The organism is Streptomyces sp. NPDC005962 (assembly GCF_040629205.1).
GTDB lineage: Bacteria > Actinomycetota > Actinomycetes > Streptomycetales > Streptomycetaceae > Streptomyces.
In genome coordinates, this window is sequence record NZ_JBEXVE010000026.1 from 25,669 (window position 1) to 40,154 (window position 14,486).

The window sequence follows — 14,486 nt, forward strand, 5'->3', positions numbered from 1 at the left end:
CCACGGGCAAGCCGGTTCCCTGGGAACGCGACCGTCACCACCCCGGAAGCGCCGTCACGCCCCCTCCTCACGACCCCAGAATCGTCGTCAGGAACTCGCCCGTCCACGCCAGCAGCTCCCGCCCCACCACCGGCTTTCCGCCGATGCGGGCCGTCGCCGGCCTGGGCACCAGGACCTGCTGGGTGGCGGGCTTGAGGATCGCCCGCGGGTGGAGCCGCTTCAGGCGCAGCTCCTGGGACTCGCGCAGCTCCACCGGCCCGAAGCGGATGTTGGAGCCCTGGAGGGTGATGTCGCCGACGCCGCAGGAGCGGGCCAGCAGGCGCAGGCCCGCGACCAGGAGCAGGTTCTCCACCGGCTCGGGCAGCGGCCCGTAGCGGTCGGTCAGCTCCTCGCGGACGGCGCGGATGTCGTCCTCGCCGTTGGCCGAGGCGATGGCGCGGTACGCCTGGAGGCGCAGCCGCTCGCCCGGCGCGTAGTCGTGCGGGACGTGCGCGTCGACCGGGAGCTCGATCTTGACCTCCAGCGGCGCCTCCTCCTCCTCGGCGCCCTCGATCGCCGCCCGGTAGTCGGCGACGGCCTCGCCGACCATCCGTACGTACAGGTCGAAGCCGACGCCCGCGATGTGGCCGGACTGCTCGCCGCCGAGCAGATTGCCCGCGCCGCGGATCTCCAGGTCCTTCATCGCCACGTACATGCCCGCGCCCATCTCGGTGTGCTGGGCGATGGTGGCCAGCCGCTCGTGGGCGGTCTCGGTGAGCGGCTTCTCCGGCGGGTAGAGGAAGTACGCGTATCCGCGCTCGCGCCCCCGCCCGACCCGGCCGCGCAGCTGGTGCAGCTGGGAGAGGCCGAAGTTGTCGCCGCGCTCGACGATGAGCGTGTTGGCGTTGGAGATGTCGATGCCGGACTCGACGATCGTCGTCGAGACCAGGACGTCGAACTTCTTCTCCCAGAAGTCGACCACGACCTGCTCCAGGGCGCCCTCCGACATCTGCCCGTGGGCGGTGGCGATGCGCGCCTCGGGGACGATCTCCCGGAGCCGGGCCGTGGCCCGGTCGATGGACTCGACCCGGTTGTGGATGTAGAAGACCTGGCCCTCGCGCAGCAGCTCACGGCGGATGGCCGCGCCGATCTGCTTCTGCTCGTACGGCCCGACGAAGGTCAGCACCGGGTGGCGCTCCTCCGGCGGGGTGGTGATCGTGGACATCTCGCGGATGCCGGTGACCGCCATCTCCAGGGTGCGCGGGATGGGCGTCGCGGACATGGTCAGCACGTCCACGTTGGCGCGGAGCTTCTTCAGCTGCTCCTTGTGCTCCACGCCGAAGCGCTGCTCCTCGTCGACGATGACCAGGCCCAGGTTCTTGAACTTGGTCTCGGAGGAGAACAGCCGGTGGGTGCCGATGACGACGTCCACCGAGCCCTCCCGCAGCCCCTCCAGGACGGCCTTCGCCTCGGTGTCCGTCTGGAACCGGGACAGCGCCTTGACCACGACCGGGAACTGCCCGTAGCGGTCGCCGAAGGTGCCCATGTGCTGCTGGACGAGCAGCGTCGTCGGCACCAGGACCGCGACCTGCTTGCCGTCCTGGACCGCCTTGAACGCGGCGCGCACCGCGATCTCGGTCTTGCCGTAGCCGACGTCGCCGCAGATCAGCCGGTCCATCGGGACCGACTTCTCCATGTCCTCCTTGACCTCGCCGATGGTGGTGAGCTGGTCGGGGGTCTCCGCGTACGGGAACGCGTCCTCCAGCTCGCGCTGCCAGGGCGTATCGGGGCCGAAGGCGTGGCCGGGGGCGGCCATCCGGGCCGAGTACAGCTTGATCAGATCGGCCGCGATCTCCTTGACGGCCTTCTTGGCGCGCGCCTTGGTCTTCGTCCAGTCGGCGCCGCCGAGCCGGTGCAGGGTCGGGGCCTCGCCGCCCACGTACTTGGTGATCTGCTCCAGCTGGTCGGTCGGGATGTAGAGCCGGTCGCCGGGCTGGCCGCGCTTGGCCGGGGCGTACTCGACGACCAGATACTCGCGGGTCGCGCCCTGCACGGTGCGCTGCACCATCTCGATGTAGCGGCCGACGCCGTGCTGCTCGTGGACGATGAAGTCGCCCGCCTCCAGGGAGAGCGGGTCGATCGTCTTACGGCGGCGCGCGGGCATCCGCGCGCCCTCCTTGCCCGCCGCCTTCTGCCCGGACAGGTCCGTCTCGGTGAGGACGGCCAGCTTCAGACCGGGGTCGACGAAGCCGAAGTCGATGGAACCGCACGCCACGTGCACCACGGACGGCTTGATCTCGCCGAGGTCCGCGTCGAGCCGCGCCGCGATCCCCTCACCGCTGAGCACCTCGACGGTCCGGGACGCCGGGCCGTGTGCCTCGGTGACGTACACCGCGCGCCAGCCCTCGGCGAGCCAGCCCTTGGTGTCGGCCAGCGCGCGGGCGGTGTCGCCCCGGTACGTCTCGGGGGCGTGCATGCCGAGCGTGAGGGTGTCCCCCGCCGCGTCAGCGGCAAGTGTCTCCGTCAGCTCCGCGTCGGCCGCGAAGGGGCTCACCGACCACCACATCATGCCCAGCTCGCGCGCCCGGTCCCGGACGTCCGCCAGCCCCCACAGCGAGGCCGCACCGACGTCGATCGGCGCCTCGCCACCACCGGCCGTGGCCGCCCACGACGCGTGGAGGAACTCCTGCGACGTGGCCACGAGGTCGGCCGACCGGGTCCGCACCCGCTCCGGGTCGCAGACCACCGTCATGCTGCCCGCGGGCAGCACGTCCAGCAGCAGTTCCATGTCGTCGACGAGCACCGGGGCCAGGGACTCCATGCCCTCGACCGCGATCCCCTCGGCGATCTTGCCCAGCAGCTCGCCCAGCTCCGGATGGGCCTCGGCGAGGGCCCGGGCCCGCTCCCGTACGTCCTCGGTCAGCAGCAGCTCACGGCAGGGCGGGGCCCACAGCCCGTGCTCGGCGACCTCCAGGGAACGCTGGTCCGCGACCTTGAAGTAGCGGATCTCCTCGATGTCGTCGCCCCAGAACTCGATCCGCAGCGGATGCTCCTCCGTCGGCGGAAAGACATCCAGGATGCCGCCGCGCACGGCGAACTCGCCGCGCTTCTCGACCAGCTCCACCCGGGAGTACGCGGCGGCCGCGAGCCCGTCCACGATCTCCCCCAGATCGGCGCTCCGCCCGGCCCGCAGACTCACCGGCTCCAGCTCGCCGAGCCCCTTGACCTGCGGCTGCAGCACCGAGCGCACCGGCGCGACCACGATCGACACCGGCCCCGCGGCCGGATCGTCCGGGCTCGGATGCGCGAGCCGCCGCAGCACGGCGAGCCGACGGCCCACCGTGTCCGACCGCGGCGAGAGCCGCTCGTGCGGCAGCGTCTCCCACGACGGATACTCCACCACCCCGTCCGGCGGCAGCAGCGACCGCAGCGCGGCCGCCAGATCCTCGGCCTCCCGGCCGGTGGCGGTCACCGCCAGCACGGGCCGCCCGGCGGAGCGCGCCAGCGCGGCGAGCGCGAAGGGCCGGGCGGCGGGCGGGCCGACCAGATCCACATGGGGCCGGTTTCCGTCGGTGGCGCCGCGCACCGCCTCGGCGAGCGCGGGGTCCCGTACGACGGCGTCGAGCAGGCCGGTGAGGCTCATAAAGGGGTATTCCATCCCGGAGACGGACAACGCGAACGACCCGACACGTCACACGGGCCGGGGGTCTTCCAGAGTACGGCCCCGCGCGGACATCCTCCGCCGGGTGCGGTTTGTCCGGTCATACGGCGCCGAGCGCCGATCCCCGCCTTCCGCGTACGCCGGAGTACGCCACGCCCGCATCTGGCCCAGCTCAGCGCGCGGGTGGGGGCGGGTTGTGAACAGACTGATGGACATGGCAGAGCGAGAGCGGCGCGCGTCCGGCGCCGAGACGGGCCGCGGCAGGACGCGGGAGCGGGAACGCGAGCCCGGGCCCGAGCAGGCGGCCGGGCACGCCTGCGAACGGCTCGCCGCGCTGATCACCCATCCCACCGAGGGGGTGTCGGCGGTGCGCCGCACCGAGGACGGCTGGCGGGTGAGCGTGGACGTGCTGGAGGTCGAGCGCATCCCCGACACGACGAGCCTGCTGGCCACGTACGAGGTGGACCTCGACCAGCGGGGCGAACTGCGCGAGTACCGGAGGGTCCGCCGCTACCGGCGCGGTGCGTCCGACGACTGCTGAGCCGACGACCGCTGAGTGGGACGACTGCTGAAAGGACCGCTCGACCATGGCCCCCACCACCTACACCGAGGAAGTCGTCTGCGTTCCGCGGGCGGGCACCCTGTACGACGTCATGGAGCTGATCCTCGACCGCGGCATGGTGATCGACGTGTTCATCAGGGTCTCCCTGGTCGGCATCGAGATCCTGAAGATCGACGCCCGGATCGTCGTCGCGAGCGTGGACACCTACCTCCGCTTCGCCGAGGCCTGCAACCGCGTGGACCTCGAACACGACCGCACCAGCCGCACCGTGCCCGAGCTGTTCGGCGCGGGCGGCGGGGGCGGCACCGGGGCGGGTTCCGTAGCCCAGGGCCTCGGCAAGCGGAAGGTCAAGAAGGCGGTCGGCGCCGTGGAGGACAAGGTCAAGCAGGCCGTCGGCGGCGGTGACGAGGACGAACCGGAAGAGGAGTCCCGGCCCCGGCGCCGCACCGGCGGCACCGCGCCCCGCACCCGCCGCCGCTCCGAGTCCGAGGAGGACTGACCTATGGCCGAGAGCGCCGCGACCGCCGCGCCCCGCAGCGTGTACGTCTACGGCGTCGTCCACGCCCGCCGCGTCCTCCCGCCCGGCCGCACCGGCGTCGGCGAACACCCCGCCCCGCTGCGTACGCTGCGCGCCGGTGAGCTGGCCGCCGTCGTCAGCGACGCCCCACAGGGGCTGCGCGCCAAGCGGCGCGACCTCCTCGCCCACCAGGAACTGGCGCTCGCGCTCGCGGCGGACGGCCCGGTGCTGCCCATGCGCTTCGGGATGGTCGCGCCCGACGAGGCGGTGGTGCGGCGCCAGCTGGTGTCCTCGCACGGCGACTGCCTCGCCGCCCTCCACCGGGTCGACGGCCGGGTCGAGATGAACGTCAAGGCGGTCCCCGCCCAGGGCGATCTGCGGTCGCTCGTCCAGGAGGACCCCGAGGTCGCCCGGCTGCGCACGGCCGCCCGCCGCAACCCCGGCTACGAGGCCAGCCTGCGACTCGGCGAGGCCGTGGCCCGGGGCCTGACCCGCCGCGCCACGGCCACCGCCACCGCCGTGCTGGCCGAGCTGTCGGCGGTGGCGGACGAACGGGTCGCCGGGCCGGAGGTGCCGGGGTGCGTGCTCAACGCCTCCTTCCTCCTCGCCCGCGACGAACTGCGGCGCTTCCGCACCGTCGTGGAGCGCCTGGCGTCCGAGCACGGCGGCCATGTCGAGCTGCGGCTGACCGGGCCGCTGCCCTGCTACAGCTTCGTGGAGCCCGCATGGGCGTGCTGAGCGAGATCGCGCTGCTCCCGCTGGCGCCCGTACGGGGCGTGGTGTGGGTCGCGGACCGCCTGCGGGACGCCGCCGAGCGGGAAACGTGCCACCCGTCCGTGGTCCGGGCCCGGCTCGCCGCCCTGAACGAGGCCCTGGAGTCCGGGGCGATCAGCGCGGAGGAGTTCGACCGCGAAGAGGACCGCCTGCTCGACCTGCTGGAACGAGGGACGACGCGCCGTGACTGAACGCGATCTGCTGTGCACTCCGCCCCCGACCACCGGCCCGCCCACCTCCGACCTGGCCGAGATCCTTGAACGCGTCCTCGACAAGGGCATCGTCATCGCCGGGGACATCAAGATCGACCTGCTGGACATCGAACTCCTCACCATCCGGCTGCGGCTGTTCGTCGCGTCCGTGGACACCGCCCGCAAGGCCGGGATCGACTGGTGGGAGACCGATCCCGCGCTGTCCTCGCGCGCCCGGCGGGACGCCCTCGCGGAGGAGAACGAGCGGCTGCGGGAGCGCCTCGACGCCTTCGAGTCCGGCGAACTGACCGCCGCGGCCCCGGCGGGAGGCGACGGCGCGTGACCGCCACCCTCGCCCTCGCTGAGGAGAACGCGCGGCTCAGGGGGCGGCTGGCCGAGTCCGCCGAGCCGGCCCCCGTACCCCAAAGGGGGAACAGCCGATGACCGTCCTCACCTACGCGTACGCCGTCTGCCACCCGTACGACGGCCCCGCGCCGACGGGGTTGACCGGACTCGACCCGGGCAGCCCCGTCCGCACCCTCCCCGTGGGCCCGCTCACCGCCGTCGTCCAGGACGTACCGGCCGCCGACTACGCCGAAGAGGCCCTGCGGCGGCGGCTGTCCGACCGCGCCGAACTCGAACGCTGCGCCCGCGCCCACCACGAGGTGATCACGGCCGTCTCGTCCGTCACCGCGACCGTCCCCCTCCCCCTCGCCACCCTCTACCGAGGCGACGCGCGGGTCCGCGAGGCGCTGCGCTCGAAACAGAACGACTTCCTCACCGCCCTCGACCGGCTCGCGAACCGCTCCGAATGGGGCGTCAAGGTCTACGCCCCCGCCGCGCCCGCCACCCCCGCGCCGGACCCCGCCCCGCTGACCGGCCGCGCCTACCTGGACCGCGTACGCAACCGCCACCAGGGCCGCGAACAGCGCCAGAACGCGGCCCTCCAGGCGGCCGAGCGCGTGGACTCCGTCGTCCAGAGCCTGGCCGTGGCCACCCGCCGCCTACGTCCCCACGGCCCCGAGGTGACCGGCCCTCACCGCACCCACATCCTCAACGCGGCCTACCTCCTCGACGCCGCCCGGACCCGCGAACTCCGCGCCGCCCTGACGTCGCTGCGCGGCGACGAGCCCGCCGTCGAGATCGAGCTGTCCGGCCCGTGGGCCCCGTACTCCTTCGCCGACGCCTTCGCCGACGCCGGGACCGCCCCATGACGACCACCCCCGCCTGGGGCACCGTCCCCGCCGAATCCCTGGGCCCGGTCGGCGTACCCCTGGTCGACCTCCTCGACCGCGTGCTCGCCGCCGGGGTCGTGGTCAGCGGCGACCTGGTCATCGCGATCGCCGAGGTCCCCCTCATCCGGCTCTCCCTGCACGCCCTGCTGTCCTCCGTCAACGAACGCGTCCCCGCCCCCTGGACCGACGGCGGCCCGCTGTGACCGACACCCGTGTCAACCTCGACACCGAGGCGATGGGCCGCGACCTGGTCGCCCTCGTCCTGACGGTGGTCGAACTCCTCCGCCAGCTGATGGAACGCCAGGCTTTGCGCCGCATCGACACGGGCGACCTCACCGACGACCAGGTCGACCGCATCGGCACGACGCTGATGCACCTGGACCAGCGGATGACCGAACTCTGCGACCAGCACGGCCTGAGCCTGGAAGACCTCAACCTGGACCTGGGCCCACTGGGCACCCTCCTCCCCCGCGACTAGGCCGCTTCGTCAACCGTTGATGTACGTGGGGGTGAAGGTGACAGGGAGGCTGGACGGGGCTCGGCACCACAGAGAGTCAATCCACTCCAGCTCCTCGGGCTCGACCGCCAGGGTCAGATCCGGAACCCGGTCGAGCAGCACCTCGATCGCCATCTCCGCGATGGTCTTGGCCAGTTCGGGCGCGCCCAACGGGCATCCATAGTCGCCGCCGGTGAAGGACAGATACGCGTTGTTCCCGGCGAAGCCCGCCGTGGTGTCGGGCCACAGCAGCGGGTCCATGTTCGCGGCGGCGAGGCTGAGGACGAGGAGGTCACCGGCGCGGATGCGCTGACCTCCGAGCATGGTGTCCCGAATGGCGAAGCGCCCGATGACGTTCGGGACGGGGGAGTCCGCCCACAGCACCTCGGTCATGGCCTCGCCGATACTCCTTCGGCCGCCCGCGAGGGTCACGGCGAACCGGGTGTCGGTGAGCATCAGCCGGACGGTGGTGCCGATCCAGTACGACGTGGCGGGCAAGCCCGCGACCATCATCACCATGATGTCTCCGACCAACTGCTCGTCGGTGAGATCTGGGGAGTTCTGGACGAACCGGGAGGTGATGTCCAGGCCCGGCGCATCGCGCTTGGCTGCCACCAGCCGCGCCACGATCTCGGCGGCCCGCTGCTGGGCCGCGATGGCGTCCTCGCTGGCGTCAAGGCTTGCCGTCAGGGCCTGCGCCAAGTCCTCGAGCTGGTGCTCGGGCAGGCCGAACATCGTGCCCATGGCGAGGGCGGGCACCGAGTAGACGTAGTCGAACACCAGGTCCGCCTTGCCGCTGCCGGCGAACTTGTCGATCAGACCGTCGGCGAAGCGCTCGCAGTGCGCACGCAACTCGGAGGGATCGACGATGGAGAGAGCGTCGCTGACGGCCGCCGAGCGCCGCCGGTGCTCGTCCCCCTCCGTGTAATGGATCATGGGGCTGTAGGCGACCCAAGGCATGAGGGACCAGTCGGGCGGAACCTCGTCCCAGCGGTTCCAGCGGCGGGGGTCACGGCCGTAAGTCTGGGTGTCGCCGAGGATCTGGCGCGTCTCGCGGTAGCCGAGGACGAGCCACGCGGGGATGTCGGCCTCGAGCAGGACCGGGGCGACCTGCCCGTGGTCGCGCCTCATCCGCTGGTAGCTCTCGGTCGGATCCCGCAGAAACCGCGGCCCGTACAACGGGGAGGCGCCGCCGTGGGCGGGGCAGCCGGGAGGCGGCACCGAGCCCGTACCATCGGGCGCGTCCTGAGGGTCCGGAATGTCCTGCGGGTCCTGGAGATTCGTCACGAGGTCTTCCTTGGAGCGGTGGATCAGCGCGGCCGCTGGTACGGCGAGGCGCACAGGCTAACCGTGGGCCCCGATCGGACCAACCGCCAGAACGTCATCCGTTCCACAACTATGCAGGTCGCTGCCAGTCCTGTGGTCGTCAGGCCGCTTCGGCCGCGTCGAAGGTGGCGGCGCGCGACGGCGTGAGCCACACCAGCCGCGCGGTGACGCCGTCCATCCGCGCGAAGTGCCAGGTGGCCCGTTCGGGCGAGGGCAAGCTGAACCGTCGCGTCCCGTCGACGCTGATCACGTCCACCCGCCCGTCCTCGTACGCGAGCCCCCACGCCGCGACTTCGGCGTCCCGCCAGCCGTCATCCAGAGCGAATTCCTGGACGACGGCGAAGAGTCGGGGTGCGGTGTCGAGGACGAGCGAGCGCACTTCCTGGGAAGTCTCCCGTCAGAAGGTGGAGTTGGTCCGGGCACTCATGTCGCAGCAGGGCAATCAGCCCGTACCAGCAGGTGATTGACACCGTAGCCATCGCATTGGACTACAGTCCATCACTCGACTTCTTTGCAGTCCAACACCACCCGATCGGGTGATACGCGAGAACAAGGAGAATGGGCACGATGGCCCGGACCAAACTCCCGCCCACCGTGCGGCAACGACGCCTCGGCGCGGAGCTGCGCCGCCTCCGCGAGAACGCGGAACTGTCGGCCACGCAGGCCGGGGAGCTGTTCGGCGCCACGCAGTCACGCATCAGCAACATCGAGGCAGGCGGCTACGCGGTGAGCGCCGACCGCGTGCGAGCCCTGGCTCGCCTCTACGGCTGCACGGATGAGGCGCTGATCGAGGCACTCACGCAGATGACCGGCGGCCGGACCCGAGGCTGGTGGGAGGAGTACCGCGAGATCCTGCCCGCTGGCATGCTCGATCTCGCCGAGCTGGAGCACCACACCCATGCGATGCGGGTGGCGTCCGTCATTCACATGCCCGGCCTTCTCCAGACGCGTGTCCATGCCCACGCGGTCATCAGCGCGGTGGAACCGCCACTCGCTCCGTATGAGGTCGAGCACCGGGTATCGCACCGAATCAAGCGGCAGGCCGTTCTCCACGGGGACCGGCCCACGCCTTTGGCCGCGACAATCCACGAGGCAGCCCTACGCATGGAATTCGGCGGCGCGAGCGTAGCCCGTGCGCAGCTGGAATACCTGCTCACCATGAGCGAGGAAGAGCACATCACCCTGCTGGTGATCCCCTTCGAGGCAGGCGCTTTCCCCAACTCCGGCCAGGGGATCATCTACCTGTGTGGGGAGGTACCTCAGATGGACACCGTGCAGCTCGATACCGACCACGGCTCCGAGTACCTGGACACGCCGCCTCAACTGACCCGCTATCGCAGCACACTGGACCGCATGGAATCCCTCGCACTGGAGCCTGCGAAGTCCCGCGACGTGATCCACCGCATCGCGCAGACTCTCTGACTAAGGTACGTCTGTGCCCACTTACGCCTGGCAGAAGTCGTCGCACAGCGGCAACGCGGCCAACTGCGTCTACGTACGTAACGACCGCGACGGCACCCTCCGACTCCGCGAGAGCGACGAACCCAGGATCGCACTCGCAGCCAGTCCTGCCGCATTCGGCACCTTCATACGTGCGGCTAAGGCAGGCGAGTTCGACTCCCTCGCCCACCCAACCGCCTCGACCTGACCAAGGAGCGCGCATGGCCACCACGCACAACTGGCGCAAGTCCTCGTACAGCGGGAACGCGGGCAACTGCGTCTACGTACGCGGCGACCGCGACGGCACCCTCCGACTCCGCGAGAGCGACGTGCCCGACACCATCCTCGCCACCCACCCCACCGCCTTCGGCGCCTTCATACGCGCCGCCAAGGCAGGCAAGCTCGACCGTCTCATCAGCTGATCCGCAAACGGGACACCTCGTCACCCTCGACCGTGAGCCACGTGCCGTCCCCAGCGCGAGCGGATTACGGCAGCGCACGAAGCTGTGCGGCCTCGTGGCGGAGCGCCGCCACGGTGGCCGTCACCTCGGGAGAGCGGTCGCGAACCGTGACGGCGACCGTGGCTCGGCCGAGCCAGGCGGGGTCATCGACGTGGACGGTACGGACACCGGTGGGGACCGCCGCGGCGGCGAGTTCGGGCAGTACGGCAATGCCAAGACCGGCGGCGACAAGACCCAGGCGGGTGGGCCATTCGCGGGCGGCGTAGGCGATCCGTGGGTGGTCGAGGGTTGGCCAGGCGCCGAACTGCGGGTCGTCGCGGAGGCCCTTGCCGATGATCCAGGCTTCATCTCTCAGCTCGGCCACCGGGATGGTTCCACGACCGGCGAACCGGTGGTTCGCGGGCACGGCGAGCAGGAGCCCGCCTTCCAGGAGCAGGTCGCGGGTCAGTCGCTCGAAATCGTAGGTGGGCAGGTCCGGCCCCACGCCGATCACCGCGACGTCGATGCGGTGAGCGCGGAGCTGGCGCAGCTGCGTGGGCGAGGACGCCTCGCTGAACTCGACGATCAGGCCCGGATGGTCGTTTCGGAGGCGGGCCAATGCCCTGGGGACGAGCACGGCGGCGGCCGAGGGGAACGCGGCGATGGCGACTCGTCCGGTGAGGTGGTCCCGCAGCCCGGCGAGGTCCGTGCTGACGGCATCGATCTCGTTGAGGGCCGTCGCGGCTCGGCGGGCGAGCATCATGCCCGCAGGGGAAGGGGCGACCCCGCGGGCGCCCCGGACGAACAGCGGTGTGCCCGCGGCGGCTTCCATCGCCGCCACCTGACGGGACACCGCTGACTGCGTGTATCCGAGCGCGTCGGCCGCGGCGGTGAATGATCCGGTGTCGACGACGGCCTGAATGACGCGCAGGCCGGTGAGGGTGAAGTCGGCCATGCCGCCATACTGACACATTCCGAAACCGCATGTCTTCTATGCAAGACACTCGCTGGTGGAATACCTCGACCGGCAGCACGATGGAGGAGCAGCACAGCAAGCAACCCATAGGGAGCACCAGACATGGCGAAGACATGGTTCATCACGGGCAGCTCGAGGGGGTTCGGCCGCGAGTGGACGGAGGCCGCGCTCGAACGCGGCGATCACGTCGTGGCGACAGCTCGGGATGTCGGCCAGCTCACCCCTTTGGCCGAGCGGTACGGCGACGCGGTATTGCCGCTTCGGCTCGACGTCACCGACCGTGCGGCCGTCCATGCGGCAGTGCGGCGGGCACACTCGCATTTCGGTTCGCTGGACATCGCGATCAACAATGCCGGCTACGGACATTTCGGCATGGTCGAGGAGCTGGACGAGGACGAACTCCGGACTCAGATGGAGACCAACTTCTTCGGCGCGGTATGGGTCACGCAGGCCGTTCTGCCCCTCATGCGGGCCCAACGATCGGGAAGGATCTTGCAGGTGACCAGCGAGGGCGGCGTACGCGCCTTCCCCGGCATCGGTGCCTACCACGCCTCCAAATGGGCTCTCGAGGGATTGTCGGAGTCCCTGGCGCAAGAAGTGGCAGCCTTCGGCATCCACATCACCAACGTCGAGCCCGGCCCCTACGCCACCGACTGGCTGGCCCGCGGGGCACAGCACAGTGAGCAGCACCCGGACTACACCGAAGTCCACGCGGCCACCGCGCCAGATTTCGAGGTCGGCGACCCGCGCGCCACCCGCGACGCGATCCTTCAGATCGTCGATGCGGACCAGCCCCCGCTGAGGATCTTCCTCGGCAAGTCCTTCACCGACGTCGCCGCGCTCTACGAGGAGCGCCTGAGCACCTGGCGCCAGTGGCAGCCGGTGTCCCTGGCCGCCTTCGGTTGAGCGGGCCGAAGGCGGCGAGCCGTTTGTGAGCGCGAGCCGGTCCGCCCCCGTGTGCGGACCCGCTCCTCGTGGGGCGGGGCTCAGGCGTTCTCGACGACCATCAGAGTGTTGCCGTCCGCGTCGCGGAAGCTGAACATCGGTGGGACCGGGGCGCCCCATCGCTGGACCTCCGGGTCGGTGTCGACGCCGCGTGAGCGCAGCGTGGCGTGGTCGGCGTCGATGTCCTCGGAGGTGAGGATGAGCCCGGTCTCCTGGCCCGCCGGGTGCCCCTCACGCGGGGTGACGAGGGCGATGCCGGTCGGGGCGTCCGCCGGGCCGACCTCGATCCAGCGCATTCCGTCGCCGAAGGGGATGTCGGCGCGCTTCTCGAAGCCGAGCGTGCCCACGTAGAAGTCCAGCGCCCGGTCCTGGTCGGCGACGGTGACGGCGACCCGGCCGATTTCGGTGAGCCGGGTGCCCTTCGCGGTGTCGGTCATGGTGACCTCCGTAAGTGGTGATGGCTTATGCCGTTATGACCTGGGGGCGGCGCGGAACTCATCGGTCCGGGGCCGCTTGACCTTCGAGCCGCTTGAAGGCCGAGCATGGCGCCCATGGACGACGACGAGCCCCTGATGGGCATCGGCACCTTCGCCCGCCGGGTCGGGCTGGCGCCGAGCGCGCTGCGGTTCTACGACGACTGCGCCGTACTGCGGCCCGCCCGGGTCGACGCGGCCACCGGATACCGGTACTACGCCCCGGAGCAGGCACCCCGCGCCGCGCTGCTGCGGCGGCTGCGGGAGGCCGGGCTGCCGCTGATCGACGCGTCGGCCGTGCTGGACGGGCCGCCCGAGGAGGCCCGCGCGGTGCTGCGGGACCAGCTGCGGCGGACCCGGGAATCGGCGACTGCCGCCCGCGCGGCGATCGAGGACGTGCTGCGCGAGCTGCCGGGCGGGGTGCGCCGCGCCGAGGCCCGGGTCGGCGGCGCCGAGCTGGCGGGCGCGGTGCGGCAGGTGGGTTCGGCGGTGGCGGTGGGCGCGGTGCGGGAGGAGTTCCCGGTGCTGGGCCGGGTGCTGATCGAGCTGGCCGAGCAGGAGCTGCGGCTGGTGGCCACCGACCGCTACCGGCTGTCCGTACGGGCCCTGCGGCCGCTCGCGATCGGCGGCGAGCCGTGCGGGCTGACCGTCGGCATCGAGGAGCTGCGGGACCTCGCGGGCTGGGCCCGGGGGCTGCCGGAGGTCGCGATCGAGGTCGAGGGGGCGGAGGTGCGTGTACGGGGTGGCGGCGAGGAGCGGGTGCTGCCCGTCGCGGACGAGGCGTTCCCCGCGTACCGCATGGTGCTGGACGGCCTCGCCCCCGCCCGGCACCGGATCATCGCCGATCGCGCGGCGCTGTGCGCGGCCGTGGCGGAGCGGGGCGGCGACGGGCCGGTCGTGCTGCGGACGGGGGATGGCGTGCTGACGGTCGAGGGCGGCCCTGAGCTGCCCGCCGTCCCGCACGACGCCCGGCTGGGCGCAGCAGGCAGCAGCACGGCAGGCGACTCCACCGCGCGGACCACCACCGCAGAGGACACCGCCACAGGAGGCACCGCCACGCGCAGCATTGCCACAGGCGGCACCGCCACGCGGGACACCCCGCTGCCCGCCGCCGCAGGCGGCAATCCGCGGCCGACCGCTGCGGACAGCGGCGCACCGCCAGCCGACGCAGGCAGCAACTCGCTGCCGACCGCAGGGGGCACCGCCGATGGCGGCTACCCGCTGCCCATCGCCGCGGATGGCGCCCCACCACCCGCCGTCGCGGAAAGTGGCTCGCTGCCCGCCCTCTGCATCGGGCCGCCGCTGCGGATCGCCTTCGAACCCGCCGTTCTGCTGCCCGCGCTGGAGGCGGGCGTGGGGCCCGATGTGCTGCTGGATGTCGCCTCGGCCGCCGAGCCCGTCGTCGTTCGCTCCGCCGACCAGGGGAGTTTCACCACCCTGGTCATGCCCGTCCATAGCCCATAGGAGAAGC

18 protein-coding genes are annotated in these 14,486 nt (G+C 71.7%); 13 read left to right on the forward strand and 5 right to left on the reverse strand.

Going from position 1 to position 14,486, the window contains the following annotated elements:
* Positions 1-67: 67 nt before the first annotated feature.
* Positions 68-3,622, reverse strand: a complete 3,555-nt coding sequence (gene mfd / locus ABZ370_RS32790) for a transcription-repair coupling factor (protein ID WP_358628216.1) — start codon at positions 3,620-3,622, stop codon at positions 68-70.
* Between the two features lie 226 nt (positions 3,623-3,848).
* Here mfd and ABZ370_RS32795 point away from each other — a divergent pair, with 226 nt between their 5' ends.
* From ABZ370_RS32795 to ABZ370_RS32830, 8 genes are all read left to right on the forward strand, one after another.
* Entirely contained in the window at positions 3,849-4,181 is a 333-nt protein-coding gene (locus ABZ370_RS32795) for a gas vesicle protein (protein ID WP_358628219.1), read from the forward strand.
* A 46-nt stretch (positions 4,182-4,227) separates the two neighbouring features.
* Positions 4,228-4,701 (forward strand): gas vesicle protein GvpJ, encoded by a 474-nt coding sequence (gene gvpJ, locus ABZ370_RS32800; protein ID WP_358628222.1) that lies wholly within the window; start codon positions 4,228-4,230, stop codon positions 4,699-4,701.
* Positions 4,702-4,704: 3 nt separating this feature from the next.
* Entirely contained in the window at positions 4,705-5,457 is a 753-nt protein-coding gene (locus tag ABZ370_RS32805) for a GvpL/GvpF family gas vesicle protein (protein WP_358628225.1), read from the forward strand.
* Entirely contained in the window at positions 5,445-5,684 is a 240-nt protein-coding gene (locus ABZ370_RS32810; RefSeq protein ID WP_358628228.1) for a gas vesicle protein GvpG, read from the forward strand. The genes ABZ370_RS32805 and ABZ370_RS32810 overlap by 13 nt, the downstream gene beginning before the upstream one ends.
* Positions 5,677-6,027: a gas vesicle protein gene (locus ABZ370_RS32815; RefSeq protein ID WP_358628231.1), complete on the forward strand. Its 351-nt coding sequence runs from the start codon at positions 5,677-5,679 to the stop codon at positions 6,025-6,027. The genes ABZ370_RS32810 and ABZ370_RS32815 overlap by 8 nt, the downstream gene beginning before the upstream one ends.
* Positions 6,028-6,124: 97 nt before the next feature.
* Positions 6,125-6,898 carry a GvpL/GvpF family gas vesicle protein gene (locus ABZ370_RS32820; RefSeq protein ID WP_358628234.1) on the forward strand — a complete coding sequence of 258 codons (774 nt, stop codon included), beginning with the start codon at positions 6,125-6,127 and terminating at the stop codon, positions 6,896-6,898.
* Positions 6,895-7,122 (forward strand): gas vesicle protein, encoded by a 228-nt coding sequence (locus ABZ370_RS32825; RefSeq protein WP_358628237.1) that lies wholly within the window; start codon positions 6,895-6,897, stop codon positions 7,120-7,122. Before ABZ370_RS32820 ends, ABZ370_RS32825 begins: the two co-directional genes overlap by 4 nt.
* On the forward strand, positions 7,119-7,397 hold the full coding sequence (locus ABZ370_RS32830; RefSeq protein ID WP_358628240.1) for a gas vesicle protein K: 279 nt from the start codon (positions 7,119-7,121) through the stop codon (positions 7,395-7,397). Before ABZ370_RS32825 ends, ABZ370_RS32830 begins: the two co-directional genes overlap by 4 nt.
* A gap of 9 nt (positions 7,398-7,406) precedes the next feature.
* Here the strand turns inward: ABZ370_RS32830 and ABZ370_RS32835 are convergent, their stop codons facing one another.
* Both ABZ370_RS32835 and ABZ370_RS32840 read right to left on the reverse strand, forming a co-directional pair.
* Entirely contained in the window at positions 7,407-8,702 is a 1,296-nt protein-coding gene (locus ABZ370_RS32835) for a cytochrome P450 (RefSeq protein WP_358628242.1), read from the reverse strand.
* 139 nt (positions 8,703-8,841) lie between these two features.
* On the reverse strand, positions 8,842-9,120 hold the full coding sequence (locus ABZ370_RS32840) for a hypothetical protein (RefSeq protein ID WP_358628245.1): 279 nt from the start codon (positions 9,118-9,120) through the stop codon (positions 8,842-8,844).
* A gap of 188 nt (positions 9,121-9,308) precedes the next feature.
* On the opposite strand from ABZ370_RS32840, the gene ABZ370_RS32845 reads away from it, so the two are divergent.
* Genes ABZ370_RS32845 through ABZ370_RS32855 form a run of 3 tightly spaced genes read left to right on the forward strand, consistent with a single transcriptional unit; the run spans position 9,309 to position 10,603 of the window.
* Positions 9,309-10,163: a helix-turn-helix transcriptional regulator gene (locus tag ABZ370_RS32845; RefSeq protein WP_358628248.1), complete on the forward strand. Its 855-nt coding sequence runs from the start codon at positions 9,309-9,311 to the stop codon at positions 10,161-10,163.
* Positions 10,164-10,176: 13 nt separating this feature from the next.
* The gene (locus ABZ370_RS32850) at positions 10,177-10,389 is read left to right on the forward strand and encodes a DUF397 domain-containing protein (RefSeq protein WP_358628250.1); all 213 of its coding nucleotides are present in this window, start codon (positions 10,177-10,179) and stop codon (positions 10,387-10,389) included.
* Between the two features lie 13 nt (positions 10,390-10,402).
* Positions 10,403-10,603, forward strand: coding sequence for a DUF397 domain-containing protein (locus ABZ370_RS32855; RefSeq protein ID WP_358628253.1), 201 nt, complete (start codon positions 10,403-10,405; stop codon positions 10,601-10,603).
* A gap of 64 nt (positions 10,604-10,667) precedes the next feature.
* Here ABZ370_RS32855 and ABZ370_RS32860 read toward each other — a convergent pair whose 3' ends face one another.
* Positions 10,668-11,576 carry a LysR family transcriptional regulator gene (locus tag ABZ370_RS32860; RefSeq protein WP_358628256.1) on the reverse strand — a complete coding sequence of 303 codons (909 nt, stop codon included), beginning with the start codon at positions 11,574-11,576 and terminating at the stop codon, positions 10,668-10,670.
* A 123-nt stretch (positions 11,577-11,699) separates the two neighbouring features.
* On the opposite strand from ABZ370_RS32860, the gene ABZ370_RS32865 reads away from it, so the two are divergent.
* Positions 11,700-12,503, forward strand: coding sequence for an SDR family NAD(P)-dependent oxidoreductase (locus ABZ370_RS32865; protein ID WP_358628259.1), 804 nt, complete (start codon positions 11,700-11,702; stop codon positions 12,501-12,503).
* 80 nt (positions 12,504-12,583) lie between these two features.
* Here ABZ370_RS32865 and ABZ370_RS32870 read toward each other — a convergent pair whose 3' ends face one another.
* Positions 12,584-12,979: a VOC family protein gene (locus tag ABZ370_RS32870; RefSeq protein WP_358628262.1), complete on the reverse strand. Its 396-nt coding sequence runs from the start codon at positions 12,977-12,979 to the stop codon at positions 12,584-12,586.
* 114 nt (positions 12,980-13,093) lie between these two features.
* Between ABZ370_RS32870 and ABZ370_RS32875 the strand changes: the two genes are divergently transcribed.
* Positions 13,094-14,479, forward strand: coding sequence for a MerR family transcriptional regulator (locus ABZ370_RS32875; protein ID WP_358628265.1), 1,386 nt, complete (start codon positions 13,094-13,096; stop codon positions 14,477-14,479).
* Positions 14,480-14,486: the final 7 nt, after the last annotated feature.